The 26,839-nt window shown below is 64.3% G+C and carries 20 protein-coding genes; 17 read left to right on the top strand and 3 right to left on the bottom strand.

All coding sequences use genetic code 11. From position 1 onward, the window contains the following. Window positions 1-140 precede the first annotated feature (140 nt). The 10 genes from argF to ppnP all read left to right on the top strand — a co-directional run bounded on the left by argF (window position 141) and on the right by ppnP (window position 11,451). Window positions 141-1,085, top strand: coding sequence for an ornithine carbamoyltransferase (argF, locus tag IV454_RS17470; protein WP_206087113.1), 945 nt, complete (start codon window positions 141-143; stop codon window positions 1,083-1,085). 36 nt (window positions 1,086-1,121) lie between these two features. Beyond that, entirely contained in the window at window positions 1,122-2,354 is a 1,233-nt protein-coding gene (locus tag IV454_RS17465; RefSeq protein ID WP_206087112.1) for an argininosuccinate synthase, read from the top strand. 177 nt (window positions 2,355-2,531) lie between these two features. Continuing rightward, window positions 2,532-4,346 carry a methyl-accepting chemotaxis protein gene (locus tag IV454_RS17460; RefSeq protein ID WP_206087111.1) on the top strand — a complete coding sequence of 605 codons (1,815 nt, stop codon included), beginning with the start codon at window positions 2,532-2,534 and terminating at the stop codon, window positions 4,344-4,346. A 12-nt stretch (window positions 4,347-4,358) separates the two neighbouring features. Beyond that, the gene (locus IV454_RS17455) at window positions 4,359-4,829 is read left to right on the top strand and encodes a chemotaxis protein CheW (protein WP_206087110.1); all 471 of its coding nucleotides are present in this window, start codon (window positions 4,359-4,361) and stop codon (window positions 4,827-4,829) included. Next, the gene (locus tag IV454_RS17450; protein WP_206087109.1) at window positions 4,826-6,079 is read left to right on the top strand and encodes a CheR family methyltransferase; all 1,254 of its coding nucleotides are present in this window, start codon (window positions 4,826-4,828) and stop codon (window positions 6,077-6,079) included. Before IV454_RS17455 ends, IV454_RS17450 begins: the two co-directional genes overlap by 4 nt. Next, window positions 6,076-6,762 carry a chemotaxis protein CheW gene (locus tag IV454_RS17445; protein WP_206087108.1) on the top strand — a complete coding sequence of 229 codons (687 nt, stop codon included), beginning with the start codon at window positions 6,076-6,078 and terminating at the stop codon, window positions 6,760-6,762. The genes IV454_RS17450 and IV454_RS17445 overlap by 4 nt, the downstream gene beginning before the upstream one ends. Next, window positions 6,759-9,044, top strand: a complete 2,286-nt coding sequence (locus tag IV454_RS17440) for a hybrid sensor histidine kinase/response regulator (RefSeq protein WP_206087107.1) — start codon at window positions 6,759-6,761, stop codon at window positions 9,042-9,044. The genes IV454_RS17445 and IV454_RS17440 overlap by 4 nt, the downstream gene beginning before the upstream one ends. Continuing rightward, a complete protein-coding gene (cheB, locus tag IV454_RS17435) occupies window positions 9,041-10,060 on the top strand; it encodes a chemotaxis-specific protein-glutamate methyltransferase CheB (protein ID WP_206087106.1) in 1,020 nt (339 codons plus the stop codon). Before IV454_RS17440 ends, cheB begins: the two co-directional genes overlap by 4 nt. A gap of 32 nt (window positions 10,061-10,092) precedes the next feature. Next, window positions 10,093-11,127, top strand: coding sequence for a diguanylate cyclase (locus IV454_RS17430; protein ID WP_206087105.1), 1,035 nt, complete (start codon window positions 10,093-10,095; stop codon window positions 11,125-11,127). A gap of 12 nt (window positions 11,128-11,139) precedes the next feature. After that, window positions 11,140-11,451 carry a pyrimidine/purine nucleoside phosphorylase gene (gene ppnP, locus IV454_RS17425; RefSeq protein WP_206087104.1) on the top strand — a complete coding sequence of 104 codons (312 nt, stop codon included), beginning with the start codon at window positions 11,140-11,142 and terminating at the stop codon, window positions 11,449-11,451. 137 nt (window positions 11,452-11,588) lie between these two features. On the opposite strand, the gene IV454_RS17420 is transcribed toward ppnP, so the two are convergent. Both IV454_RS17420 and murB read right to left on the bottom strand, forming a co-directional pair. After that, entirely contained in the window at window positions 11,589-14,705 is a 3,117-nt protein-coding gene (locus IV454_RS17420) for a glycoside hydrolase family 3 protein (protein WP_206087103.1), read from the bottom strand. A gap of 308 nt (window positions 14,706-15,013) precedes the next feature. Continuing rightward, window positions 15,014-16,042: a UDP-N-acetylmuramate dehydrogenase gene (gene murB / locus IV454_RS17415; RefSeq protein WP_206087102.1), complete on the bottom strand. Its 1,029-nt coding sequence runs from the start codon at window positions 16,040-16,042 to the stop codon at window positions 15,014-15,016. Window positions 16,043-16,167: 125 nt separating this feature from the next. Here murB and IV454_RS17410 point away from each other — a divergent pair, with 125 nt between their 5' ends. The 3 genes from IV454_RS17410 to IV454_RS17400 all read left to right on the top strand — a co-directional run bounded on the left by IV454_RS17410 (window position 16,168) and on the right by IV454_RS17400 (window position 20,646). Continuing rightward, a complete protein-coding gene (locus tag IV454_RS17410) occupies window positions 16,168-16,653 on the top strand; it encodes a YajQ family cyclic di-GMP-binding protein (RefSeq protein ID WP_099881460.1) in 486 nt (161 codons plus the stop codon). A 204-nt stretch (window positions 16,654-16,857) separates the two neighbouring features. Next, on the top strand, window positions 16,858-18,123 hold the full coding sequence (locus tag IV454_RS17405; RefSeq protein WP_206087101.1) for a nitronate monooxygenase: 1,266 nt from the start codon (window positions 16,858-16,860) through the stop codon (window positions 18,121-18,123). Window positions 18,124-18,219: 96 nt separating this feature from the next. Beyond that, window positions 18,220-20,646 (top strand): sensor domain-containing protein, encoded by a 2,427-nt coding sequence (locus tag IV454_RS17400; protein ID WP_307730081.1) that lies wholly within the window; start codon window positions 18,220-18,222, stop codon window positions 20,644-20,646. 27 nt (window positions 20,647-20,673) lie between these two features. Here IV454_RS17400 and IV454_RS17395 read toward each other — a convergent pair whose 3' ends face one another. After that, window positions 20,674-21,612: an exopolyphosphatase gene (locus IV454_RS17395; RefSeq protein WP_206087099.1), complete on the bottom strand. Its 939-nt coding sequence runs from the start codon at window positions 21,610-21,612 to the stop codon at window positions 20,674-20,676. A 338-nt stretch (window positions 21,613-21,950) separates the two neighbouring features. On the opposite strand from IV454_RS17395, the gene IV454_RS17390 reads away from it, so the two are divergent. The 4 genes from IV454_RS17390 (at window position 21,951) to IV454_RS17375 (ending at window position 26,773) form a co-directional block, all read left to right on the top strand. Then, entirely contained in the window at window positions 21,951-23,222 is a 1,272-nt protein-coding gene (locus tag IV454_RS17390; protein ID WP_206087098.1) for a sensor histidine kinase, read from the top strand. A gap of 90 nt (window positions 23,223-23,312) precedes the next feature. After that, complete coding sequence (locus tag IV454_RS17385) at window positions 23,313-24,074, top strand: LytR/AlgR family response regulator transcription factor (protein ID WP_206087097.1); 762 nt, start codon at window positions 23,313-23,315, stop codon at window positions 24,072-24,074. A 198-nt stretch (window positions 24,075-24,272) separates the two neighbouring features. Further along, a complete protein-coding gene (locus IV454_RS17380) occupies window positions 24,273-25,508 on the top strand; it encodes a PAS domain-containing sensor histidine kinase (RefSeq protein WP_206087096.1) in 1,236 nt (411 codons plus the stop codon). A 251-nt stretch (window positions 25,509-25,759) separates the two neighbouring features. Beyond that, complete coding sequence (locus IV454_RS17375; protein ID WP_206087095.1) at window positions 25,760-26,773, top strand: porin; 1,014 nt, start codon at window positions 25,760-25,762, stop codon at window positions 26,771-26,773. Window positions 26,774-26,839: the final 66 nt, after the last annotated feature.

Here is a 26,839-nt window from a genome sequence, read left to right as displayed (position 1 = left end):
AACAATTAGGACTATTACCGCCGCGCGTCCAGCCCGGCGCCGCGCGCATTTTTGGCGATCCCGCTTTCTCGCCCGTCTTGCACCCCGAATATACAAAACCCTTATAATTGTGTGGATAACACCTGCCACCGGCCGCCCCCATGTCCCCAAAAAAACCCATCAAGCACTTCCTGCAATTTGCCGACTTCACCCTGGCCGAGTTCGAATACGTCATCGAACGGGCCAAGATCATCAAGCGAAAATTCAAGAATTACGAGGTCTATCACCCCCTGATCGACCGCACCCTGGTCATGGTCTTCGAAAAAAATTCGACCCGCACCCGGCTCTCCTTCGAGGCTGGCATGCACCAGCTGGGCGGCGCCGCCATCTACCTGAACACCCGCGACAGCCAGCTCGGACGCGGCGAACCGGTGGAAGACGCCGGCCAGGTCATGAGCCGCATGTGCGACATCATCATGGTGCGCACCTTCGGCCAGGACATCATCGAGCGCTTCGCCGCCCATTCGCGGGTGCCGGTGATTAACGGCCTGACCAATGAACACCACCCCTGCCAGGTGCTGGCCGATATCTTCACCTACGTCGAACACCGCGGCTCGATCGCCGGCAAGATCGTCACCTGGGTGGGCGACGCCAACAACATGCTGTACTCCTGGCTGCAGGCGGCCGACGTGTTCGGCTTCCACCTGAATGTGGCAACTCCGAAAGGCTACGACATCGACCACTCCCTGGTGTCGACCTCCCGCTTCACCGTCTTCGACAACCCGTCGGACGCGTGCCAGGGCGCCCATCTGGTCAATACCGACGTCTGGACCAGCATGGGCTACGAGAAGGAAAACGCGGCGCGCCTGGCCGCCTTCGACGGCTACATCGTCGATGGCGCCAAGATGGCGCGCGCCGCCCCCGACGCGCTCTTCATGCACTGCCTGCCCGCCCACCGCGGCGAGGAAGTCGCGGCCGAGGTCATCGACGGACCGCAATCGGTGGTCTGGGACGAGGCCGAAAACCGCCTGCACGTGCAAAAGGCGTTGATCGAATACCTGCTGCTCGGACGCCTCGATGGCGGCACCAGCGGCAGCGCGGCATAACTACACCAGATTGTTCAACCCAAGATTGGAAACTCCATGAGCGACATTAAAAAAGTAGTCCTCGCCTATTCGGGCGGCCTGGACACCTCGGTCATCCTCAAGTGGCTGCAGGATAACTACAAGTGCGAGATCGTCACCTTCACCGCCGACCTGGGCCAGGGCGAAGAGCTGGAGCCGGCGCGCGCGAAAGCGATCAAGTTCGGCATCAAGCCGGAAAACATCTACATCGACGACGTGCGCGAAGAATTCGTGCGCGACTTCGTGTTCCCGATGTTCCGCGCCAACACCGTGTATGAAGGCGAATACCTGCTGGGCACCTCGATCGCCCGTCCCCTGATCGCCAAGCGCCTGATCGAAATCACCCGCGCCACCGGCGCCGACGCGATTTCGCACGGCGCCACCGGCAAGGGCAACGACCAGGTGCGCTTCGAGCTGGGCGCGTATGCGCTCAAACCGGACGTCAAGATCATCGCCCCGTGGCGCGAATGGGACTTGCTGTCGCGCGAAAAACTGCTGAAATACGCGGAAGACGCCGGCATCGCCGTCGACATGAAGCACAAGAATGGCGGCGCGCCCTACTCGATGGACGCCAACCTGCTGCACATTTCCTTCGAAGGCCGGCATCTGGAAAACCCGAGCGCCGAAGCCGAGGAAAGCATGTGGCGCTGGACCGTCAGCCCGGAAGCGGCGCCCGACCAGGCCGAATACCTGGACCTGGAATACGAAAAAGGCGACATCGTGGCCGTCAACGGCGTGCGCATGTCGCCGGCCACCGTGCTGACCGAACTGAACCGCCTGGGCGGCAAGCATGGCATCGGCCGCCTCGACCTGGTGGAAAACCGCTACGTCGGCATGAAGTCGCGCGGCTGCTACGAAACCCCGGGCGGCACCATCATGCTGCGCGGCCACCGCGCCATCGAATCGATCACCCTGGACCGCGAAGTGGCCCACCTCAAGGATGACCTGATGCCGCGCTACGCGTCGATGATTTACAACGGTTACTGGTGGGCGCCCGAGCGGATCGCGCTGCAAACCCTGATCGACCACACCCAGCAAACCGTCAACGGCTGGGTTCGCATGAAACTGTACAAGGGCAATGTGATCGTCGTCGCGCGCGATTCCAAGACCGATTCGCTGTTCGACATGAACATCGCGACGTTCGACGAAGATGGCGGCGCCTACAACCAGGCCGACGCCGGCGGCTTCATCAAGCTCAACGCGTTGCGCATGCGCATCGCCGCGGTGGCGCGCGAAAAGCGCGGCCAGTAATCAGGCAAAAGCAAGCTCTTCCCCGGTGGGCCGCGCGCCCGCCGGCCGGCGCGGCCCGCAGGCGGCCGCGCTCTCCCCTCCCCCGCAAAAAATTTCCCGTTCTCCACGGCGAATTGTCCCGTGCTCCGCCTCAACGATGTTACATTTATAGTGAACAACACCGTACCCGGAGCGACCATGTTTACTGACCTGAGCATCAAGAACAAGCTGTTCCTCGGCTTCGGCGCCATCGTCGCCATCATCCTGTTCCTGCTGATCCTGGCCTATAACAACTTCTCCAAGATGTCGGAAGCGAGCCGCTGGGACCGCCACACACTGGAAGTGCTGCTCGAAACCAACAAAATCGCCACCAACGTGCTGGAAATCCAGGCGGAAGTGCGCGGTTACCTGCTGACCGGCGAGGAACGTTTCCTGACGCCCCAGATCGACGAGGAAAAGTCGCTGCTGGCAAACGTCCAGCGCGCGCTGCGCCTGACCGCCGACAACCCGGTCCAGAATGCGCGTATCCGCAAGCTCGACGACATGACCGCCACCTGGCTCAAGACCGTGATCCAGCCTATGCTGGCCAAACGGCGCGCCTTGGGCAAGGTGGCCGACTCCGCTGAGCAGATCACGCGCTGGCCCGAGCTCAACAACGGCTTCCAGACCGTCAGCGACGTACGCGCCCTGATCTCCCAGATCGCCGACGAGGAAAATACCTTGCTGATGGCACGCACGACGGCATCGGTGCAACTGCAACAAACCATGTCCCTGCTGCTGAGCCTGGGCGGGGCCGTGTGCGTGGCCCTGGCCTCGGTCGTGGCCTGGATGCTGGCGCGCGCGCTGCTCAACCCGCTCAACAACCTGACCGAGGCGGTCGGCAAGATCGCCGCCGGCCAGCAATCGGCGCGCGCGGCCGTGGTGTCGGGCGATGAACTGGGCAAGGTCACCGAAGAATTCAACCGCATGGCGCAATCGATCCAGGACAGCCAGGCCAACGAGATGGCCGCCACCAACGCGCTGCGCGCCAATGTCGACGCCCTGCTCGACGTGGTGTCCAAGGCCGCCATTGGCGACCTGACCGGCACCGTGACCATCACCGGCACCGATGCCATCGGGCGCATGGGCGAAGGCCTCGAAACCATGGTCGGCAACCTGCGCATCCTGCTCAACAACGTGCAAAAGGCCGGCATCCAGGTCACCACCTCGGCCACCGAAATCGCCGCCTCGGCCAAGGAGCAGGAAGCGACCGGCATCGAACAAGCCCAGACCAGCATCGAAATCCTTTCGACCACCAAGGAAATCTCGGCCAACACCACCCAGCTGCTCAAGACCATGGAAGACGCCACCGCGGTGGCCGACTACACCACCAGCGCCACCGCCGAGGCCCAGCAAAACCTGAAACGCATGGACAGCACCATGCAGCACATGGTCTCGGCCACCGATTCGATCAATGCCAAGCTGGCCGCGCTGTCGGAAAAGGCCAGCAACATCAACAGTGTGCTGATCACGATTACCAAGGTGGCCGACCAGACCAACATCCTCTCGCTCAACGCCGCCATCGAGGCCGAAAAAGCCGGCGACGCCGGGCGCGGTTTCTCGGTGGTGGCCACCGAAATCCGCCGCCTGGCCGACCAGACCTCGGTGTCGACCTGGGACATCGAGCAAATGCTCAAGGAAATGCAGTCGGCGGTATCGGCCAGCGTCATGGGCATGGACAAATTTTCCGAAGAGATCCGGCGCAGCGTGGGCGAAGTGCGCCAGGTGGGCGAACAGCTTTCCACCGTGATGGACCAGGTACAGAAGCTCGCGCCCCAGTTCGACCTGGTGCTGCAGGGGATGCAGTCGCAGGCCGTGGGCGCCGCGCAGATTTCCGACACCATGATGCAATTGAACGACGCCACCCAGCAGACCGTCGAATCGCTCAAGGCCACCAGCGAAGCGGTGCACCAGCTGCAGTACGCGGCCAGCGACCTGCAATCGTCGGTGGCGACCTTCTCGGTCAACGCCTGAGCGGGTGCGGCGATGAAAGTCATGGTCTTTCACATCGGCGCCGACCGCTACGCCCTGCCCCTGTGGGCGGTGGCGCGCGTGCTGCCGGCCGCCGCCCTCAAGGCCATTCCGCTGGCGCCTGACTACGTGGCCGGCCTGCTCGACCTGCACGGCGCGCCGGTGCCGGTGATTGATCTATCGGCGCTGGCAGGCGCCCCGTCCGAGCAACTGTGGTACGACTCGCGCATCCTCCTGGTCGACTATCCGCTCGCTGAAGGCGCTGCCGACGGCGCCACCCGCCCGCTTGGCCTGCTGGCCGAACACGTGATCGGCGTCGACACCATCGACAGTGCCGCGCTGGCCGATGCCGGCGTCGCCGGCGCCCCCTTCCTGGGCCAGGTGGCCGCCGACGGCGCCGGCATGCTGCAACTGGTCAGCCTCGCGCAGCTGCTCAGCGCCGACGTGCGCGCGCAACTGTTCCCCGCCACTGGAGCGCCCGCATGAAAGCGCGCGACCTGCTGCAGCAGGTAACGGGGCTGAACCTGACCGAGTCCGTGGTGGGGCGCGCCGTCGAACGCCGCATGCAGGCGCTCGCGCTGGACGACACGCGCGCCTACGAGTGCCTGCTCGCGAGCGGCGCGGCGGAACTGAGCGCGCTGACCGAACTGGTGGTGGTGCCCGAATCGTGGATGTTCCGCGACGCCGAAGCCTTCGTCGCGGCCACCGCGTTTGTCGCGCGGCGCCTGGCGGCCAAGCCGGCGCGCCCGCTGCGCATCCTGTCGGTGCCGTGCGCCGGCGGCGAAGAACCGTATTCGATGGCCATGTCGCTGCAAAGCGCGGGCGTGGCCGCCGGCGACTATGCAATCGACGCGGTCGACCTGTCCGAGGTGGCGCTGGCGCGCGCCCGCGCCGGCCTGTACACGCGCAACGCCTTCCGCGGCCGCCACCTCGATTTCCGCGAACGCTACTTTATAGCGGCCGGCGCCGAGTACCAGATCTGCGACGACATTCGCGCCCAGGTCAGCTTCAACCAGGCCAACCTGCTCGATCCCGCCTTTTCCAGCCGGCCGGGCTACTACGACATCATCTTTTGCCGCAATCTGCTGATCTACTTCGACGAGCCCACCGTGGCCGCCGCCATCGCCAGCCTGGCGCGCCTGCTGGCCGACGACGGCATCCTGTTCGCCGGCTATGCCGAGGTGCCGGCCTTCTGCCGCAACGGTTTTGCCACGCTGCGCGCGCCCGGCGCCTTCGCCCTCGAAAAGGCCGGCGCCCACGCTTCCTGGCCGCCGCGCATCCCGGCGCGCCAGCACGTGCGCCCGTTGGCGCCGGCGCGGCCCGCCGCAAGCGCAGCGGCGCCAGCGCGCGCCGCGCGGCCGCTGGCTGCCGCGCCGCCGCCTGCCGCACCGCCGGCAGCAGCCGACATGCTGGCGCGCGCGCGCCGCCAGGCCGACCTGGGCGACTACAGCGGCGCCGCGGCGGCCTGCCGCGAACTGCTCGACCAGAACCCCGATTCGGCCGACGCCTACTTCATCCTCGGCATGGTCAGCGAATGCGAACAGCGCATCGCCGAAGCGGGCGACCACTGGCGCCGCTGCGTCTACCTGCAACCGGACCACTACGAAGCGCTGTGCCACCTGGCGCTGCTGGCCGAGCAAAGCGGCGAGCCGGCCCAGGCGGCCGCCCTCAAGCAGCGCGCCGCGCGCATCTACCAGCGCCGCAATGACGGGGCCCAACGCAAAGGCGCCCCATGACGACCGCGCCCGACCAGCCGCACGCACCGGGCCTCGACGATTGCTGGAACAGCATCGGCGTGGCTGGCGATTTGAGTTGCCCCAAGCTCGAACAGCATGTCCACTGCCGCAACTGCGATGTGTACGAGGGCGCGGCGCGGCACAGCATGCAGCGCCCGGTGGGACCGGGTTACCGCGAGGACTGGGCCGCCCTGCTGCGCCAGCCGCAGGCCGAGCGCGCGCGCCACGACAGCTCCGGGCTGGTATTCCGTCTCGGGCGCGAGTGGCTGCTGCTGCCGACCCGGATGGTGACCGCGGTCGCGCCGCTGGCCCCCAGCCACTCGCTGCCGCACCGCAGCGGCGGCGCCCTGACCGGCATCGTCAACGTCGGCGGCACCCTGACGCCCTCGATCGCGCTGGCCAGCCTGCTCGGGATCGATGAAAACGACGCCCCGGTCCAGGGTGGACGCCACGTGTTCGCGCGCCTGCTCGTCATCGTCTGGGAAGAGCAGCGCTTCGCCCTCCCGGTGGCCGACCTGCACGGCATCCTGCGCTACGGCGCGGCCCAGGTGGGCGCGCCGGCGGCCACCCTCAACAAGGGCCTGCAACGCTTCATCACCGGCGTGCTGTCCCATGACGCGATGCGCATCGGCGTGCTGGACGCCCCGCTGATCGGCCACCAGCTCACCAGGCTGTTGCGATGAGCACCGGCAGCGGCGACCTCAGTCAGTTCTCGATGCTGGACCTGTTCCGCATGGAGGCGGACGGCCAGACCCAGATCCTCACCGACGGCTTGTTGAGCATGGAGCGCGGCGGCGGCGGCGACGCCGCCACCACCGAAGCGATGATGCGCGCCGCCCATTCGATCAAGGGCGCGGCCGCCATCGTCGGCCTGGACGTCGTGGTGCAACTGGCGCACGGCATGGAAGACGCCTTCATCGCGGTCCAGCATGGCCAGTTGCAGCTCACCCCCGCGCGCATCGACGCGCTGCTGGCCGGGGTCGACCTGATCCTGCAATTCTCGACCCTGGACGAAGCGGGCCTGCCGGCCTGGCTGGAGCAGCACGGCGCGCGCATCGGCGCGGCGATGGACAGCATCGCCGGCATCGCCCAGATCCAGTCGGCGCCGCTGCTGGAAGCGTACTCGGCCCCGGTTGCGCCTGCAGCGCCGCTGGCCGTGCCACTGACGGATGCGGCCGCGCCGCTGGTGTCTGCGCCGGTGCCTGAGGAAGCGGCGCCGCAACGGGTCCAAGGCGCGCCCAAGACGGCCCACAACTTCGACCGCCTGCTGGCCCTGGCCAGCGAGTCGCGCATCAACGCGCACCAGATGCACCCCTTCATCGCCCAGCTGCAGCGCTTCAAGCGCAACCAGGCCAGCCTGTTCCAGGCGCTCGAACAGCTGCACGAGGCCGTGATGCGCGGCGGCGACCAGGCCCTGATCGAACAATCGGCCCTGACCGGCCAGAAGGCCCATCCGCTCAAGCAGTTCATGCTCGAACACATGGCCGACATCGAAAGCTACGAGCGGCGCCTGCTGGGCGTATCGAAAAACCTGGTGGATGAAGTGCTGACCTTGCGCATGCGTCCTTTCCGCGACGGCGTGCAAGCGTTCCCGCGCATGGTGCGCGACCTGGCGCGCAGCCTGGGAAAAGAAGCGCAGCTCCTGATCGAAGGCGAAGAGACCCTGGTCGACCGCGACATCCTGGCGCGCATCGAAAGCCCGCTCAACCACATGCTGCGCAACGCCGTCGACCACGGCATGGAAACCCAGGCCGAACGGATCGCCGCCGGCAAGCCGGCGCTCGGCACCATCGTGCTCGAAGCGCGCCACCGCGCCGGCATGCTCAGTATCGAGATCCGCGACGACGGGCGCGGGGTCGACATCGAACGCATCCGGCACCAGGTGGTCGAGCGCAAGATGGCCAGCGCCGCGATGGCGCAAGCTATGTCGCAGCCGGAGCTGATCGAATTCCTGTTCCTGCCCGCCTTCAGCCTGAAGGAAACCGCCAGCGCCATTTCCGGACGCGGGGTGGGGCTCGACATCGTGCACCAGACCATCCGCGAACAGAATGGCACGGTGCGCATCGAGTCCACGGCGGGCGTGGGCTTCCATACCTTCATCACCCTGCCGCTGACGCAATCGATCGTGCGCGCGCTGGTGCTCGAGGTGCAGGGCGAAGCTTACGCAATCCCGATCGTCAAGGTGGAACGGGTACTCAAGGTGCCGCAAAGCGAGATCCATACCCTGGAAAACAAGCAGTTCTTCGACTTCGGCGGCGAGCACCTCGGGCTGGTGTCGGCCGCCCAGGTGCTGGAACTGGGCCAGATCGGCAGCGGCGCCGGCGAACTGCCGGTGGTGGTGATCGGCGCCGCCCAGCGCCGCTACGCGCTGGTGGTCGATACGATCCGCGGCGAGCAAAGCCTGGCGGTGCAGGCGCTCGACCCGATCTTCGGCAAGATGCGCGACATCAGCGCCGGCGCCCTGCTCGATGACGGCGCCCCGGTCCTGATCCTCGACGTGCCCGACCTGCTGCTGTCGATCGACAAGCTGCTGCACGAAGGCGGCCTGCACCGGCTGGGCGCGCGCGGCGGCCCCGAAAAACGCAAGGTCAAACGCATCCTGGTGGTGGACGACTCGCTCACCGTGCGCGAAATGGAACGCAAGCTGCTGCAGGGGCGCGGCTTCCAGGTCGACATCGCCATCGACGGCGTCGACGGCTGGAACGTGGTGCGCAGCGGCGACTACGACCTGTTAATCACCGACGTCGACATGCCGCGCATGGACGGCATCGAACTCGTTGGCCTGGTCAAGAAAGATATCCACTTGTACAAACTGCCCGTGATGATCGTCTCCTACAAGGACCGCCCGGAAGACCGCGCGCGCGGCATGAGCGCCGGCGCCGATTACTACCTCACCAAGGGCAGCTTCCACGACGAGACCCTGCTCAACGCCGTGTTCGACCTGATCGGAGAAGCCGGCCTATGAAAATCGGCATCGCCAACGACGTCGCCATGGCGGCCGAAGCGCTGCGCCGCGTGGTGGCCAGCACCAGCGAGCACCAGGTGGTGTGGATCGCCCGCACCGGCCTGGAAGCGGTGCGCATGTGCATCGACAACCGTCCCGACCTGATCCTGATGGACTTGAACATGCCGCAACTGGACGGCGTCGAAGCGACGCGCCAGATCATGGAAAAAGCGCCGTGCGCGATCCTGGTCGTCACCGGCCAGCCGCAGGACAATGTCAGCCAGGTATTCCGCGCGCTCGGCGCCGGCGCCCTCGACGTCACCGCCACGCCGCTGCTGGCGCGCGGTGGCGGGGGCGATAGCGCGCTGCTGCACAAGATCAAAACCATCGGCAAACTGATACGAGTGAGCGTGGCCGACGCCCATCCGCCGCACGCGCCCGAACGGGGCGACGGCAAGATCAAGCACCTGCTGGCGATCGGCTCCTCGACCGGCGGCCCGATCGCAGTGGCCAAGGTGCTGGCCGGCTGGAACCCGGCGCCCGGCACCGCCATCGTGGTGGTCCAGCACATCGATGAAAACTTCGCCGCCCATTTCTCCAAATGGCTGGGCGAACAACTGATCATGCCGGTGCGCGTGGTCGACGACGGCGACCCGCTCGAAGCGGGCTGCGTGCAGATCGCCCGCACCAACGACCACCTGGTCCTGAGCGCGCGCCAGCGCCTGCACTACGACCAGGCGCCGCGCGACTACGCCTACCGGCCCTCGGTCGACGTGTTTTTCCACTGCGTGGCGCGGCACTGGGATGGCGACGCCACCGGCGTGCTGCTGACCGGCATGGGGCGCGACGGCGCCAACGGCCTGCTCGCCATGCGCCAGGCCGGCAAGGCCACCATCGCCCAGGACCAGGCCAGCAGCGCCGTGTACGGCATGCCACGCGCCGCCGCCGAGATTGATGCTGCACAGCAAATTTTGTCTTTGGAAAACATCGGGCGGGCATTGCGCAGTAGAATTGGGACCAAACCGGCCGGGAACTAGCGCCGCTCTCCTTACCGAAAAGTCGATTGCCAATGTCTGACCTTTACACAAGCTACATGCCGGAGCCGGCCGTTTTCAAGGTACGGGTCCTGATGGTGGACGACCAGCCGATCATCGTCGAGGCGGTGCGGCGCATGCTGGCCGACCAGGGCGACATCGAATACCACTACGTGCTCGACTCGGCGCTGGCGCTCGATAGCGCCGAACGGCTGCAGCCAACCGTGATTTTGCAAGACCTGGTCATGCCCGGCATCGACGGTTTCGGGCTGATCGCGCAGTACCGCGCAAGCGACAGCCTGCGCCATGTGCCGGTGATCGTGCTCTCGGCCAAGGAAGACCCCAAACTCAAGGCCCACAGTTTCGCGCTGGGCGCCAACGATTACCTGGTCAAGCTGCCGGACCGGCTCGAACTGTTGGCGCGGGTGCGCTACCACTCGGCGGCGCACATCAGCCGGCTGCAGCGCGACGAAGCGTTTCGCTTCCTGCGCGAAAGCCAGCACCAGCTGGCCGAAGCCAACATCGCGCTGCAAAAGCTGGCCGCGCTCGACGGCCTGACCGGGATTGCCAACCGGCGCCGTTTCGACGACGTCATCAAGCTCGAATGGCAGCGCGGGCAACGCGAACAAAAGCCGCTGTCGGTGCTGATGTGCGACATCGACTGCTTCAAGGCCTACAACGACAGCTTCGGCCACCTGCCGGGCGACCTGTGCCTGAAAAAGACGGCGGCGGTGCTGACCGAACACCTCAAGCGTCCGGCCGACCTGGCGGCGCGCTATGGCGGCGAAGAGTTTGCCATCATCCTGCCCGAGACCGACCTGGCCGGTGCGCAAGTGGTGGCCGACGCCGTGCGCGGCCAGCTGGAAAGGCTGGCGATGGACAATCCGCAAGCGCCGGGCGGCATCGTCACCATGTCGATCGGGGTGGCCAGCGTGCTACCCTCGCCCGCCGACACGGCCGAACAACTGATCGCGCGCGCCGACAAGGCCCTGTATGCCGCCAAGACGGCCGGGCGCAACCGCGTGTGCGCGGCCGAAGCCCAGGCCCAGGCCATCCCTATCCCCACCTGAAGAAGGAAGTCCATGAGCATGATTCACAACGTCGCCGTCAGCAAGAAATCGAATATTTACTTCGACGGCAAGTGCGTCTCGCACACCTTGCTGCTGGCCGATGGCAGCAAAAAAACGGTGGGCGTGATCTTCCCGTCGCAACTGACGTTCAATACGGCGGCGCCGGAAGTGATGGAAATCGTCGCCGGCAAATGCCGGGTTCGGCTGGCGGGCAGCGACGCCTGGCAAGACTATCAGGCTGGCGAGCGCTTCAATGTCGGCGCCAACACCGCCTTCGACATCGAAACGACCGAAACGCTCGACTACGTCTGCCACTTCGGCTGAACTGCGGCAAGCAGCGCGTGAACGGGCAATCGGCGCATCCCGGTCTCGCGCCGAAGACGCGCCGCGCCATCGGCGGCGCGCGCATTCACAACGAAAAACGCACGCCCCAGGCGTGCGTCCTCGACTGCTATCAGCGATTACTGCACAAAGCGGATCTGGCGCAGCTTGTACTTCACTCCCTGCTGATCGCCCCACTTTGGCAAGGTCCCGAACGGCATGCCGATATTGCGCAAGTCAAAGCAGGGATCGGCCGCCGCAATCAGCGCGCTGACCTTCACCGTGACCGGCGTCCAGCCACCCGCGGCCGGACGGCCGAACAGATAATCGCCCGACTTGCAGTTCAGGCCCGGGCTTTCCATCTTGACCGCCAGGCCGCCGGTGTTGGCCCCGTAGCTGCCGACATTGATCTCGAACTGCAGAGTCCCACTGGCGAAGTTGCTCAGATTCACAGGCGTGCCGGTGATCATCGCCAAGCCATCGCCACCGTCGGCGGCGAAGTTCAAGTCCAGCCCATCGGCGGGCGTCATGCTGGCCTTGGTGTGGCTGACATTGGACGAGTAGGTGGTCAGCACCAGGTCGCCCGTCAGCGCGCCCGCATTGAACACGCTGTAAGTCGGCCCCGGCAGCGGCGGCCCGACTGCCACCGGTGGCGGCACCAGGCTGGCGCAGGTGGCGGCATCGGCATCCCTGGCAGCGCCCGGCACCCAGCGGATGTTGGCAAACGAGGCGACAAACGCTTGCTCGGTATAGACCAGGAATGGCGTATCGATCAGGGTGAAGTCGGCGCCCTTGGCGGCAAAGCAGGACAGCGGCACTTTCACGCTACGCTTCACATCGAGCGGCAAGCCCTTGAACAAGGTCGTGCCGTCCACCTCGCCCGCGCAAGGGTGCTTGCAGTCCACCCGCATTTTCACCGCGCCGGCCGGCGCCTTGTGCACGATGGTGTCGAACACCAGGGCCGCGTCGGCGTTGAGGTAGTTTTCACGGTCGGCCGTGGTGGCCGCTTGCGAGTAAAACTGGCCGGCCCCGCTCCAGGTGATTTTTTTGCCGTCCTGCTGGATATTGATCTGGGTGGTCTCGGCTTTGACGTTGGGCAGCTTCGAGACCGCGTTCAAGTCGGCGCCCAGCGCCAGCGACCAGGCGCTCGGGTCGCCGATACGGGCCGTGTAGGGCGCCTGGTCGGCCGAACGGAACACCTCCAGATCGCTACTCGCCTGGCTGCCGTTGCCGGCGATCTGGGCGCACCCGAGGGTCGGCGCCGTTTCGTCGAGCTTGGCCAGCCTGGTGTCGTCCGCGTAGCGCATGCCGAAGCCATAGGCAAATAACGGATCGTAGTTGGGGTCGCCTTTATTGGCCATCTGGCAAGCCGTTTTCGGCCAGGAAAACGACAGCTTGCCTTTCAAGTCCAGATTGACGTCGCCATTATCCTTGCGGAACAGGACATCGGTGACGCCCTTGCCTTCGGTGCCGGGCAGCCAGGCGACCACGAACGCGCTTGAGCGGTTCAGTTCCTTGTTGACCCAGACTGGACGGCCGGTGATCAGTACGGTGACCACCGGCACGCCCTTGCCGCTGACGGCATCGAGCACGGCCAGGTCTTCCGGATAGCGGCGCGCGTGCTCCAGGGTGCCGCTCCTGCCGATGTCGCCCACGCCTTCGGCGTACGGGGTTTCGCCGATGACGGCGATGACTGCCTTGAAATCGGCCAGGTTGACGTCGGCGGCGTTCTGGCGGTAGACCACATTGCCGTCGCCGGCCACCGATTTGATCGCCGTCAGGATGCTGTCGGCGTTCGGGAAGTCGGCATTGGTATTGGCCGTGCCCTGCCAGGTCAGCGACCAGCCGCCGGTTTGATTGGACAGGCTGTCGGCGCTTTTGCCGACCACCAGAATCTTTTCACCTCGCTTCAGTGGCAACACCTTGTTGTCGTTTTTCAGCAGCACCAGCGACTTTTGCACCGCTTCGCGCGCCAGGGCGCGATGCTGCAGGCGGCTCACATCGGTGTACGGGCGTTCGAGCGGCGCCTTGGCGGTCATGATGCCGGCGCGAAATTTCACGCGCAGGATGCGGGTGACGGCATCATTGATGCGCGCCAGCGGAATGTCGCCCTTGTTGACCGAGGCGATGGTATTGTCGATAAACTCTTTCCACTTTTCCGGGACCATGATCATGTCGACGCCGGCGTTGATCGCTTGTGGGCAACTGCCGTCGCTGCAGCCCGCCACCTGGGCGTGGCCGTTCCAGTCACCGATGACGAAGCCATCGAAGCCCATCTTGGTCTTGAGGACATCGGTCAGCATCTCTTTGCTGCCGTGCATCTTACCGACCTTGATGTTCAAGCTGTCATTGTCCCAGCTGTTAAACGAGGCCATCACGGTCTGGGCACCGGCGCCCAGGGCGTGGTAATACCCTTGGCCATGGATGTTGATCATGTCGTTGCGGCTGGACATGTTGACGCCTTGATCCCTGCCCAGGTCGGTGCCACCGTCGCCCATGAAGTGCTTGGCCGTGGCGATGACGTTGCCGCTGCCGGCAAAATCGTTCTGCAAGCCCTTGACCATTTCACGCGCGTATTTGGTGACGATCAAGGGATCTTCGGAATAACTTTCATAGGTGCGGCCCCAACGGTCATCGCGCACCACCGCGAGGGTCGGGGCGAAGGTCCAGTCGATACCGGTGGAATACACCTGAGCGGCCACGGCCGCGCCGATGCGGCGCATCATGGCCGGATCGTTGGCAGCGCCCAGGCCGATGCTATGCGGGAACATGGTAGCGCCGAACACATTATTGTGGCCGTGCACCGCGTCGGTACCCCAGATCACCGGGATCTTGATCTTGGAATCGGTGGCCATCGACGCTTTCCAGTACGCATCGGCCAGCTTGAGCCACTCTGCCGGGGCGGCCAACTTGTTGTTACCCGGGAAAGAACCACCACCGTTCAGCACCGAACCGATGTAGTACTGGCGCACCTGGTCCGGGGTGATACTCTTGATTTCCGGCTGGGTCATCTGTCCGACTTTCTCAGCCACGCTCATCCCGGCAACGATGGCGGCGATGGCCGATTCGGTCGCCGGATCTTTCTTGATATCGCTGGCCACGTTCGGGAAGTCGCTGTACTGCGTCACCGCGTCGACGGGCGGCTTGGGGGTCTCCGGCTTGGCCGGGCCGCTGTCGCCATCGCAGGCGGCCAGCATCGCGCCGCAGACGGCCGCTGCCAGCCCCGTCCGGATCAAGGTAGCTAACTTGTCTCGCATAGTATTTGTCTCCTGATTGAATGGCTGGGGCCCGGCAGTGCTGCCGCACCTTGCCGGGCACCCAGGCGAGGACGCGCCAGCACCTGCGCAAACCGAAATTGGAAGCGCTTCCCATCGCGTTTTCATTATTTATCAAAATTGACTAAAAAGATAATATTTTCTGATCAATTTTCGCGCTGGACTTAGTCGCCCCGGAAACGCCAGGCCCAGCCCTGCCGGAATGCCATGCCATGTTTCAAGCAATAACGATGGAGGCGATGTGGAGGGAAAGAGGCAGGGGCAGCGCAGCCAGGGCGTGCCCGGTCAGGCTAGACGAAGACAGGCTCGGTTTCGAGAGCGACGCCGAAACGCGCCAGCACATCGGCCTGGATCGCACGCGCCAGCGCGAGCACCTCGCCGCCGGTCGCGCCGCCGCGGTTGACCAGCACCAGCGCCTGCTTGTCGTACACGCCAGCCGCGCCCAGGCTGCGGCCTTTCCAGCCGCATTGGTCGATCAGCCACCCGGCCGCCAGCTTTTCGCTGCCATCGCCCTGGGCGTGGTGCACCAGCGCCGGATGCGCCGCCAGCATGGCGGCGCACTGCGCTGCGCTGACCACTGGGTTCTTGAAGAAGCTGCCAGCATTGCCGATCTGCGCAGGGTCGGGCAGCTTGCGCCGCCGGATCGCCACCACCGCGTCGCTCACCTGCTGCGCCGTCGGCGAGGCCAGCCGCGCTGCGGCCACTTCCTGCGCCAATTCGGCATATGTCAGATTCGGCGCCCACGCGCGCGGCAGCGCGAACGTGACGTCGACAATCACCAGCCCCGCTCCGTCGGCATGCTTGAACACGCTGTCGCGGTAGCCGAAGCGGCAAGCCGCCGCATCCATCACCCGCAAACGCCCGCTGGAGAGCTCGAACACGGTCAGCGCGTGCAACAGGTCCTTCACTTCCGCCCCATAGGCGCCAATATTCTGGATCGGCGACGCTCCCACCGTGCCGGGAATGAGGGCCATGTTTTCCAGCCCGCCCAGCCCCTGCGCCAGGGTCCATTGCACGAAGCCGTGCCAGTTTTCGCCGGCGCCGGCGCGCACCAGCATGCTGCCGCCCTCCTCGCCCAGTACCTCGCGCCCTGCGATCGCCATGTGCAGCACCAAACCGTCGAAGTCGCCCGTGAGGACGATGTTGCTGCCGCCACCAAGCAGCAGGCGCGGCAGCGCGGCGAGGACGGGATCGGCCATCACCTGCGCCAGCTGTTCGACCCGGGTGAGCTTGAGATAGGCGCGCGCGCGCGCGTCGATGCCGAAGGTATTGGCAGCGCGGAGGGAGAAATCGGGTGAAATGACAAGGTCTGGTTGCATGAATCAAGCTCGTTTAAGCATTTAGGGGGCCAATCCGGTAAAAAACCGGGTCAGCACAGGGGCGCCGCCCCGGTTGTCCGTTAAAATATCGGCATTCTACATTTTGCAAGTAAAAGGATCCCATTATGCCGTCGTTTGATGTCGTCTCCGAAGCAGACATGATCGAAGTGAAAAACGCAGTCGAGCAGTCGAACAAGGAAATCACCACCCGTTTCGATTTCAAGGGCAGTTCCGCCAAGGTCGAGCAGAAGGATACCGAACTGACCGCCTTCGCCGATTCCGATTTCCAGCTCTCGCAAGTGCGCGATGTGCTGACCAACAAGCTGGCCAAGCGCAAGGTCGATGTGCGTTTCCTCGACGAAGGCAAGATCGAGAAAATCGGAGGCGACAAGGTCAAGCAGGTGATCAAGGTGAAAAACGGCATCGAAACCGACGATGCCAAGAAGATCGTCAAGGTGATCAAGGATAGCAAGATGAAGGTCCAGGCCAGCATCCAGGGCGAGTCGGTGCGGGTCACCGGCGCCAAGCGCGACGATCTGCAGGCGGCCATGGCCATGCTGCGCAAGGATGTGCCGGATATGCCGCTGGAGTTTAATAACTTCCGCGATTGATCGTCCCATCCGATCAATCGGCGGTTTTCAGGGCTGCAAACCCGGAAAACGCCGACAAAACGGGGGCATTTGCTGCCGTTGTGCTCGTGGGATCGGTGATCACCGGGTCGGACCCCGCTGTGCTTGGGGTAGAATTGTGGATGTGCAAGCTGGCCCCGGCGGCCGGCGCCACGCATCGGTAAACTTGGCAGTCTAAGGATAGCAATGAAACGTGTTGATGATTTCCGCCTGCGTCTGGGCAACAAGGAATATGTGCCCATCATGATCGGTGGCATGGGCGTCGATATTTCGACCTCCGAACTGGCGCTCGAAGCGGCGCGCCTGGGCGGGATCGGGCATATTTCCGATGCCATGGTCGAGGATGTCTCCGACCGCAAGTTCGACACCAGCTATGTGAAAGACAAAACCAAGACCTATAAGTTCAACATCAATAACATGGACAAGGCGGTGGTGCAGTTCGACCTGGCCCGCCTGGCCGATGCCACCCGCCGCCACGTGGGCGCGACCATGGAAGCGAAGCGCGGCGATGGCCTCATTTTCGTCAATTGCATGGAAAAGCTGACCATGAATTCGCCGCGCGAAACCTTGCGCACGCGTCTGTCGGCTGCGCTCGACGCCGGCATCGACGGCATCACCATGTCGGCCGGCCTGCATCTGGGTTCGTTCGCCCTGATCGCCGACCATCCGCGTTTCCGCGACGCCAAGCTGGGCATCATCGTCTCGTCCGTGCGTGCGCTGCAGATTTTCCTGCGCAAGGTGACCAAGCTGGACCGCCTGCCCGATTACATCATCGTCGAAGGCCCGCTGGCCGGCGGCCACCTCGGCTTCGGCATGGATTGGGCCGAGTACGACCTGCACACCATCATGGATGAAATCCATGCCTATATGCGCGCCGAACAGCTCGATATTCCGCTGATCGCCGCCGGCGGCGTGTTCACCGGCACCGATGCGGTCGGCTTCCTTGAAAAAGGCGCGGCCGGGGTGCAGGTGGCGACCCGCTTCACCATCACCAACGAATGCGGCCTGCCTGACAAGGTCAAGCAGGAGTACGTGCGCGCGACCGAGGACGATATCATTGTCAACGGCATTTCGCCGACCGGTTATCCGATGCGCATGCTCAAGAACACGCCGGCCATCGGCGCCGGCATCCGTCCCGGCTGCGAGTCCTACGGCTATCTGCTCGATGCCACCGGTAACTGTTCCTACATCAATGCGTACAACCGCGAAGTGCTGGCCAATCCGGACAGCAAGACCGTGGTGGTGATGGACAAGACTTGCCTGTGCACGCACATGCGCAATTTCAATTGCTGGACCTGCGGCCACTATACCTACCGCCTCAAGGACACCACCCACAAACTGGCCGACGGCAGCTACCAGATGCTGAGCGCCGAGCACGTGTTCCAGGATTACCAGTTCAGCGTCGACAACCAGATCGCCTTGCCCGAGCGCCGGGAAATCGTGCTGGCCTGATGCGCGCCTGATTGCGCCGGCGGCCTTGCGCGCGCCGGCGCACCCCTCCCAGGTCTTTTGATGTAATTTGCCGGCGCCGGCGAACCACCGCCCGTTTTGCATGTCCAACCTCTTTCATCATCATTGGAGAGGCGCATGCCTGCCAGCGAGAACGCCCCATTTGCCGCCGTGCTGATCGATGCAAACGGCCACATCCTTACCTGGAACGGCGGCTGCGAAAAAGTGCTCGGCATTCGCGCCGCCGACGCCCTGCGCCAACCCCTGACGGCCTTGCTCAGCGAGCAGGGCAACCGCGCGTACCGCCAGCGCTGGGCCGATTTCCCCAGCGATTGCGACGCCGCCGAGCTCGAATTCATGCGCGCCGACGGCAGCGTCCATTCCATCTTCCTGACCTTGCTGCCCCAGTTCGCGCACGACGGCGCGCTCACGCATGTCGTCGCCGTGCTCGACGGCGCCTGCGACGAGCCCGATACCGCAGTGGTCGGACGCATGCCGCTGTCGAGCATCATCGATGTACTGCCGGGCACGTTCTACGTGCTGCGCCACGATGGCAGCTTCGTTGTGTGGAACAAGACCCTGGAGCAGGTCACGGCCATGAGTTCCGACGAGGTCAGCCGCGCCAACGCGCTCGACATGTACGATCTGGCCGAAAAGCGCATCATCGCCGCCAATTTCCGCAACGTCTTCGAGCATGACATCCAGGTCATGGTGGAAGCGGATTATCTCGACAAGTACGGCCACGCCACGCCCTATCTGCTGTGCGGGGCGCGCATCAGTTGCCGCGGCCGCCATTACCTGTGCGGCATGGGTCTGGACATTTCCGAACGGCGCGCCCAGGAAGAACGGCTGCGCCTGCGCGAGCGCGCCCTGCACGCCACCAGCAACGGCCTGGTGATCAGCCGCTGCGCCGGCGCCGACAATCCGATCGAGTACGCCAACCCGGCCTTCGAGCGCATCACCGGCTATGGCGCCGATGAAGTGCTGGGGCGCGATCCGCGCTTCATGGGCGTGCCCGGCATGGACGAAGCCGAACGCGAGCAGCTGCGCGCGGCCGTGCGCGAGCGGCGCGAGGTCAATGTGGTATTTCGCAACCGGCGCAAGAATGGCGACATTTTCTGGAACGACCTGACCATCACGCCGGTGAGCGATGGACGCGGCAAGGTCACCCACTTTATCGGCGTCATCAACGACGTGACGGCCGTCAAGCAGCGCACCGCCCACCTCGAACACGAGGTCAACCACGATGCGCTGACCGGGCTGGCCAACCGCACCTTGCTGTGGGACCGGCTGGAACAGGCGCTGCATATGGCCCAGCGCAACAAGTCGCTGGTGGCGACGGTGCTGATCGACCTCAACGGCTTCAAGCAGATCAACGACAGCTATGGCCACGAAGCGGGCGACGAAGTGCTCAAGATGGTGGCGCGGCGCCTGCAATCGTCGGTGCGCGAGAGCGATACGGTGGCGCGCCTGTCGGGCGACGAATTCGTGCTGGTCCTGGTCAACCAGCCTTCGCTGCGCTACACCCTGCGCATGATCGAACGCCTGCGCGTGAGCATGTCGGAGCCGGTCAGCTTCAATGCGACCGACATCGCGGTCGGCGGCAGCATCGGCGTGAGCGTGTTCCCGCACGATGGCAGCGGCGCGCTCGACCTGGTGCGCGCGGCCGATGTGGCCATGTACCACGCCAAGGCGGCCAAGACGGGCGAGGTGCACTTCTTTTCGGCCGACATGAAGTCGACCACCCAGGCCAAGCAAAAGCTCGAAGACGCGATGCGCGGCGCGCTCGAGCACCACGAGTTTTTCCTGCTGTACCAGCCCCAAATTTGCCTGCGCAGCGGCCGCATCCAGGGACTGGAAGCCTTGCTGCGCTGGCGCCACCCCGAACTGGGCGTGCTGGCGCCAGTCTCATTCCTGCCCGAAGCCGAGGAAAACGGCATGATCGCCGCCATTGGCGACTATGTGCTCGACGAAGCGTGCCTGTTCATGCAGCGCATGAACAGCGCCGGATTGGCGCCGCTGCCGGTGGCGGTCAATGCCTCGCACCGCGAATTTTCCCAGTCCGGCTATGTCGAGCGCATCGCCGCCACCTTGCACAAACACCGGATCGCCCCGACCCAGCTCGAACTCGCGTTGCGCGAAGACAGCCTCCACACCAACCAGCACCTGGGCGTGGAAGTGATCTCGCAGCTCAACGACCTGGGCGTGCTGCGTGCGATCGATGCCTTCGGCGGCGGCTTGTCGAATCTGAATTTCCTGCAAAAGCTGCCGCTGACCCACGTCAAGCTGGCCAAGACGGCGACACACCAGATCACGGCCGACGCGCGCAGCGGCGCGCTGGCCAAGGCGCTGATTGACGTCGGCCACGATCTTGGCGCCAGGGTCATCGCCAAGGGGGTCGAAACGCGGGTGCAGATGGAGTTTTTACGGAACAATCTGTGCGACGAACTGCAAGGCACGTATTTCAGCGCCCCGCTGGCCGAGCATGCCTTGCACGACATGCTGGTCGCCGCGCCGGCGGCCTGAGGCGGTCCACCGGCGCCGCGGCCGCGCTCAGCCTTCGCTGGTGATGCGCTGGATCAGCGCGCCCAGCACTTCTTCGGCCAGTTCGTTCGAGACCTGGCAGGTGCCGGCGTTTTCGTGCCCGCCGCCGCCGTATTCGAGCATCAGCGCGCCAATGTTGGTGCGCGACGTACGGTTCAGGATCGATTTGCCGGTGGCGAACACGGTATTCTGGTTTTTCAGCCCCCACAGCACATGGATCGAGATATTCGTTTCCGGGAACAAGGCGTAGATGATGAAGCGGTTGCCGGCGTAAATCGTTTCCTCTTCGCGCAGGTCGAGCACGACCAGGTTGCGGTGCACGGTGGCGCAGCGCCGGATCTGCTCCTTGCACATGGCATTGTGCTCGAAGTACAGGTCCATGCGCTCCTTGACGTCGGTCAGGGCCATGATGTCATCGATTGTATGATTTTTGCAATAGTCGATCAAGTCCATCATCAGCGCGTAATTCGAAATGCGGAAGTCGCGGAAGCGTCCCAGCCCGGTGCGCGCATCCATCAGGAAGTTGAGCAAGTCCCAGCCGTGCGGATCGAGCACTTCCTGCTGGTTGAAGCGGGCCGCGTCGCCCTTGTCGACGGCGGCCATCATGTCGAACCAGGCGGCCGGGAAGGCCGAGGCGCCGCCATAGTAGTCGTACACCACCCGCGCCGCCGAGGGCGCTTCGGGATGGATGATGTGGTTGCCGCGCTCGCCGGTGTTGCGGATGGTTTCGGACAGATGGTGGTCGAACGCCAGGTGCACCCCGGCCGCGTACGGCAGGTTGGTGGTGATATCGCTGTCGCTGACCACGATCTTGCCGTCCTGCATATCCTTGGGATGGACGAACAGGATATCGTCGATGAGGTTCAGGTGCTTGAGCAGGACGGCGCAGACCAGGCCGTCGAAATCGCTGCGCGTGATCAAACGGTATTTTTTTGCATCGGCAGACATGACATCCCCTTAGTCAGGTGCAACAGCGGGCCGGCCGCGACCGGTTCTATCCAGTATCATACCGCGCAAAACGGCCGCTGCGGGTCGATCCCGGGCGCCGCGGGCAATGGCGCCACAAGCGGCGTTGCAGGGGCGCCGCGGCTGGCGGCGGCGCAGTCCGTTCCCCGAATTATGCAGCCTGTCGCAAACGCCGCGCCTTGTCCAGGCCTTCGTCCTAAAGTTACAACATCTCATCAGTATTCGTCGCCACGCGGCGCTTTTTGCGGCGATGGGAGAGCGCAGCAGTTACACTCGCCGCTTGCACAATTGTCTTTTGAATCTCACGGAAATCAGCCATCATGGAAGCACGCCGCCCTCCCGAGCCAACCATCGCGACCGTTCTGGCCTGGCTGCACCGCGCCTTCGACGGCACCGCCACCTGGGTGACCCAGCTATCGTGGTGGAAGTTTTTCCTGTTCGCGGCGCTGGCCCTGATTGCCGCCTCGATCCTGCAAAATGAATTGTTTTCGGGCGCGGACGTGGTCGAGGTGCGCCCCCAGCGCAAGCGCGACAAGCACGAAGGCAATATCATCTTCGACGACGGCGGCATCAGCTACAGCCCGCCCAAGAAGCGCAGCGCGCCGCCCGAGCCGCCCGAGCCGCCCGAAGCGCCGCAGGCGCCCGAGCCCGCCGCGCCGCCCGAACATGGCGCCAAACCGGCGCCGGCGACCGTGCCGGAGACGCCGCCGGCGCTGGTGGTGCCGGGCGCGGCCGACGGCGAAGTGCGGGTCGCGCTGCCACCCCAGATCGTCGAAGGCTTGTCGAGCGCGATCGAGGCGGCCGTCGAAAATGCGGCCGAGGAAAAAGTGAAGGTGTATCACGGCCAAGCCTCGACCTGGTTCAAGAGTTTCATTTCGTTGCTGGTGCTGGCCCTGTTCGCCACCAAGGCGCTGGTGGGCGGCAAAAAGCGCGCCGAGGCCGAAACCCAGACCGCCAACGCCGCCGCCGAGCGCGAATCGATGCAGCGCCAGCTGTCCGAGGCGCGCATGCAGATGATGCAGGCCCAGGTGGAGCCGCATTTCCTGTTCAATACCCTGGCCTCGGTTGAGTACCTGATCGAAACCGACCCGCCGCGCGCCTCGGCCATGCAGCGCAGCCTGATCCAGTACCTGCGCGCGGTACTGCCGCAGATGCGCGACAACGCCGTCGTCACCAATCTCGGGCGCGAAGCGGACATGGTCAAGGCTTACCTGAGCCTGCTGAAAATGCGGATGGAAGAGCGCCTGCGGGTCGATATGCAGATTCCCGAGGGTTTGCGCAGCGCCGCCTTTCCGCCGATGATGCTGCAGTCGATGGTCGAGAACGCCATCAAGCATGGCCTCGAATGCAAGCCGGAAGGCGGTTCGCTGCGCATCCTTGCCGAAGTCGCCCATAACAAGCTGCGCGTGATCGTCAGCGACGACGGGGTCGGCTTCGGCGTGTTCCCCAGCGATGGCACCGGCCTGGGCCTGATGACGATCCGCGAACGCTTGAAACTCTTGCACGGCGACCTGGGGCAGTTGCACATCGCAGCCAACGTGCCCAGCGGCGTGATCGCCACCATCGAAGTGCCCTACCAGGTGTCGAAGTGAGCGATAAACAAAGAGGCACCAAGGAATCGATTGATTAAAGCCTGGTTTCATTGAATAATTGGCACTCTTGCCTTCCACCAGAACCGGACCATGCCTACCGCTATTATTGCTGACGACGAAAGATTGATGCGCGACCAGTTGCGCCTGCGCCTGAACCAGGCATGGCCCGAGCTGGAAATCGTCGGCGAGGCGAAAAACGGCGACGAGGCGATCGAGCTGGTCGGCCAGCTCAAGCCCGACCTGACCTTCCTCGATATCCGCATGCCGGGCAAGAGCGGCATGGAAGCGGCGCGCGCCATCGGCGCCGGCACCAACATCGTGTTTGTCACCGCCTACGACCAGTACGCGGTCGAAGCCTTCGAGCGCGGCGCCGTCGATTACGTGCTCAAGCCGCCCGAGGCCGAGCGCCTGCAGGTGACGGTGGACCGGCTCAAGTCGCGCCTGGCCAAGCCGAAGGAAGCGGTCAACGACAGTGTCACGGCCATGCTGTCCCAGCTGGCCGAGAAAATGGCGGCGCCCAAGCCCACCTACCTGCAATGGATCCAGGCCAGCATCGGCCAGGACTTGCGCATGATTCCGGTCGAAGATATCCTGTTTTTCCGCTCCGACGAAAAATACACCTGCGTGCAGACCGAGCGCTTCGAAGCGCTGATCCGCAAGCCGGTGCGCGACCTGGCCGAGGAACTCGATCCGGCGCTGTTCTGGCAAATCCACCGCGCCACCCTGGTCAACGTCAATGCCATCGAAGGGGTGACGCGCGACATCCGCGGGCGCCATCTGGTGCTCATCAAGGGCAAGCCCGACAAGCTCGAAGTGAGCCGCAGCTTCCTGCACCTGTTCAAGCAGATGTGAACCGATCCCGTCCCGCGCCGGCCGCGGCGCCCCCTTCCGTTCCATGCACCATCTAGCGACACGCCATGAGCCTCCGTATCCCACCGCGCAGTGCGCTGCGCATTCGACCCCGTTTGTCGCGCCTCAAGGCGTGCATTCACCCCGCTTTTACAATCAGCCCACGGTCCGCGTCCCGCGGGCCATCGACGGCAGGCGCGCATGGCACAACAGCGTTCTTTCCGCTTCCTGAGCTGGGGTCCGGTCATGTTCGTCCTCGGTTTGCTGGGCGGCCACTCCCTCGCGCGCTTGTTCGCGTATAACCGCTGGCCGCGCTTTGCGCGCAGCCACAGCCGCGAGATCATCCAGAACGCGAGCGAAGCGATCATCTCCACCGACGACACCCAGACCATCGTGCTGGCCAATCCGTCGGCCGCGGCGATGTTCTCGACCACCGTGGAACAGATGCAGGGCAGTCCGCTGCAGCAATTCATCGCCCCGCTGCCGACCGTCACCGGCGACGCCGCGCCCGCCTATTTCGGCGACGTGGCCGGGCGCGCGGGCCGCCGCGCCACCGATTACGCCGTCACCGGCGTGCGCGCCAGCGGCGAAACCTTCCCCCTGGAAGGCTCGATATCGAGCATGATCGAAGCCGACCGCACCATCTATACCATCATCCTGCGCGACGTGACCGAGCGCCAGCAGGTGCAGGAAAAGCTGTCGCGCTCGCATGCCCAGTTGCGCCAGCTCTCGTCGGCCCTGCAAACCGTGCGCGAGGAAGAGCGCGCCCACATCGCGCGCGAACTGCACGACGACCTTGGCCAGCTGCTGGCCTCCTTGCGCATGGACTTGAACCTGCTGCAAAAGGAGCCCGGCACCGGCAGCAACGGCCAGCGCCTGATGAAAGGCATGGAAGAGAACCTCCTGACCGCCATCACCTCGCTGCGCCGCATCGCCACCAACCTGCGCCCGCGCGCGCTCGACGAGGGCGGCCTGTATTTCGCGCTGCAGGGCTTGCGCGACGAATTCGTCGAACGGCACGGCATCGCCTGTTCCCTGTTCGCCGACGAAGCCGAGCTGCGCCTCGACGATACGGCCAGCACCGCCATTTTCCGCATCGTCCAGGAAGCGCTGACCAATATCGCCCGCCATGCCGGGGCCAGCAATGTGACCATGTATGTCTACCGCATCGATGGCCAGCTGCTGGTCTCGATCCGCGACGACGGGCGCGGAATCAAAGCCGCCGACATGGAAAAAGCGCAATCCTTGGGCCTGATCGGCATGCGCGAACGGGTGTGGGGCATGCAGGGTGAAATCACCGTCAGCAGCGACGATCCGCCCGGAACCCGCATCGATATCGTGTTGCCATTGCCCGAAAGCATGCACGACGAGCCGGGTGCCGAGCGCGGCGCCGCCGCACCGGAACGGCCCCGCCCCCTGCCGCCCCCGGCTCCCTGACATTTCCCAGACCGCCCGCAACCACGGGCGATATGCGGCGCCGCAGCATTTATCCGATGTCACATTTAGTGCACTCAAAGCGTGCAATTAGCCGGTATTGACGCCCTGTTCCGGGGCAAATCAAGCCTGTCTCTTTTTCACAACATTTCACTTTGTCATGGATTTGACATACGTGGAAGCTATAATTACGTCCGATTAAGAGCATCCCTGGTTAATCGACACTTATCTGTGCAAACTTTTTGGAGATTTATATGCAATGCAAACTGATGGCTGCTGTCCTGGCCGCTGCGATTCCTCTGTGCGCTTCCGCTCAATCGAGCGTCACGATCTACGGTGTGGCTGACGCTGCGCTGGCGAAAGAGGACACCGGCGCTAAAGACGGCCGCCGTACGGTCGTCAACTCGGGCAACCAGTCGACCAGCCGTATCGGATTCCGTGGCGTTGAAGATCTGGGCAATGGCCTGAGCGCTGTGTTCAACCTGGAAGCTGGCGTTGCCATCGACAGCGGCAAGCAAGATGAATCCCTGTTCGGCCGCCGTTCGGTCGTCGGTGTCAAGGGTGGTTTCGGCACCGTACTGCTGGGCCGCGAGTACACCCCGATCGCTGACGTCGCTGGTGCAAGCGATATCAACGGCCAGGGCTTCTACGGTTCGAACCTGAATTCCTTCGGCACCGACCGTCTGACCCGTCGCATCAGCAACTCGGTCAACTACAAATCGAACTCGATGGGCGGCGTAGTCATCAGCGCAGCTTACGGCCTGGGCGAAACGCCTGCTCACGAAGCTTCCAAGGATCTGATGGGCCTGGCAGTTGAGTACAAAGCCAACAACGTCTACGTCGGTGCCGGTTACCACCAGATCGAGCGTCTGCTGTCGGGCGACGACCGCGAAATGATCTTCGGCGCAGGCTTCACCTTCGGCGCCTTCGACATCCGTGGTAACTACATGGTTGCCAACCCAACCGGCAACAACAATACGTACAAGCAGGCCAATGCTGGCGTGTCGTACACCTTCGGCAGCAACAAGATCTACACCAACTTGCAGCAAAGCAAACTGGACAACGGCGCCAAAGGCAACGGTTTCTCGCTGGCTTACTCGTACGCCCTGTCGAAGCGCACCAATGTGTACGCTTCGTACGCAACGATCCGTAACAACGACAAGGCTGTCTTCGGCATCAACGCCGCGGGCGCCAACGTGACCCCACCGGTCACCGCGTTCGGTTCGGACCCATCGGCCTTCTCGGTCGGCGTGCGTCACGCGTTCTAAATTGACTGGCGCGCCCAGGCGCGCTGCTTGATACAAAAGCCCCGCAAGTTGCCTCGCAGCTCGCGG

Source organism: Massilia antarctica, assembly GCF_015689335.1.
GTDB classification, from domain to species: Bacteria; Pseudomonadota; Gammaproteobacteria; order Burkholderiales; family Burkholderiaceae_D; genus Telluria_A; species Telluria_A antarctica.
Note: the sequence above shows the minus strand (reverse complement) of the source record. Positions and strands in the feature narration are given on the sequence as shown.

Excerpts from the sequence above, each read along its gene's own strand:
- argF (WP_206087113.1), top strand. The coding sequence starts at position 141 with ATGTCCCCAAAAAAACCCATCAAGCACTTCCTGCAATTTGCCGACTTC.
- IV454_RS17465 (WP_206087112.1), top strand. The coding sequence starts at position 1,122 with ATGAGCGACATTAAAAAAGTAGTCCTCGCCTATTCGGGCGGCCTGGAC.
- IV454_RS17460 (WP_206087111.1), top strand. The coding sequence starts at position 2,532 with ATGTTTACTGACCTGAGCATCAAGAACAAGCTGTTCCTCGGCTTCGGC.
- IV454_RS17455 (WP_206087110.1), top strand. The coding sequence starts at position 4,359 with ATGAAAGTCATGGTCTTTCACATCGGCGCCGACCGCTACGCCCTGCCC.
- IV454_RS17450 (WP_206087109.1), top strand. The coding sequence starts at position 4,826 with ATGAAAGCGCGCGACCTGCTGCAGCAGGTAACGGGGCTGAACCTGACC.
- IV454_RS17445 (WP_206087108.1), top strand. The coding sequence starts at position 6,076 with ATGACGACCGCGCCCGACCAGCCGCACGCACCGGGCCTCGACGATTGC.
- IV454_RS17440 (WP_206087107.1), top strand. The coding sequence starts at position 6,759 with ATGAGCACCGGCAGCGGCGACCTCAGTCAGTTCTCGATGCTGGACCTG.
- cheB (WP_206087106.1), top strand. The coding sequence starts at position 9,041 with ATGAAAATCGGCATCGCCAACGACGTCGCCATGGCGGCCGAAGCGCTG.
- IV454_RS17430 (WP_206087105.1), top strand. The coding sequence starts at position 10,093 with ATGTCTGACCTTTACACAAGCTACATGCCGGAGCCGGCCGTTTTCAAG.
- ppnP (WP_206087104.1), top strand. The coding sequence starts at position 11,140 with ATGAGCATGATTCACAACGTCGCCGTCAGCAAGAAATCGAATATTTAC.
- IV454_RS17420 (WP_206087103.1), bottom strand. The coding sequence starts at position 14,705 with ATGCGAGACAAGTTAGCTACCTTGATCCGGACGGGGCTGGCAGCGGCC.
- murB (WP_206087102.1), bottom strand. The coding sequence starts at position 16,042 with ATGCAACCAGACCTTGTCATTTCACCCGATTTCTCCCTCCGCGCTGCC.
- IV454_RS17410 (WP_099881460.1), top strand. The coding sequence starts at position 16,168 with ATGCCGTCGTTTGATGTCGTCTCCGAAGCAGACATGATCGAAGTGAAA.
- IV454_RS17405 (WP_206087101.1), top strand. The coding sequence starts at position 16,858 with ATGAAACGTGTTGATGATTTCCGCCTGCGTCTGGGCAACAAGGAATAT.
- IV454_RS17395 (WP_206087099.1), bottom strand. The coding sequence starts at position 21,612 with ATGTCTGCCGATGCAAAAAAATACCGTTTGATCACGCGCAGCGATTTC.
- IV454_RS17390 (WP_206087098.1), top strand. The coding sequence starts at position 21,951 with ATGGAAGCACGCCGCCCTCCCGAGCCAACCATCGCGACCGTTCTGGCC.
- IV454_RS17385 (WP_206087097.1), top strand. The coding sequence starts at position 23,313 with ATGCCTACCGCTATTATTGCTGACGACGAAAGATTGATGCGCGACCAG.
- IV454_RS17380 (WP_206087096.1), top strand. The coding sequence starts at position 24,273 with ATGGCACAACAGCGTTCTTTCCGCTTCCTGAGCTGGGGTCCGGTCATG.
- IV454_RS17375 (WP_206087095.1), top strand. The coding sequence starts at position 25,760 with ATGCAATGCAAACTGATGGCTGCTGTCCTGGCCGCTGCGATTCCTCTG.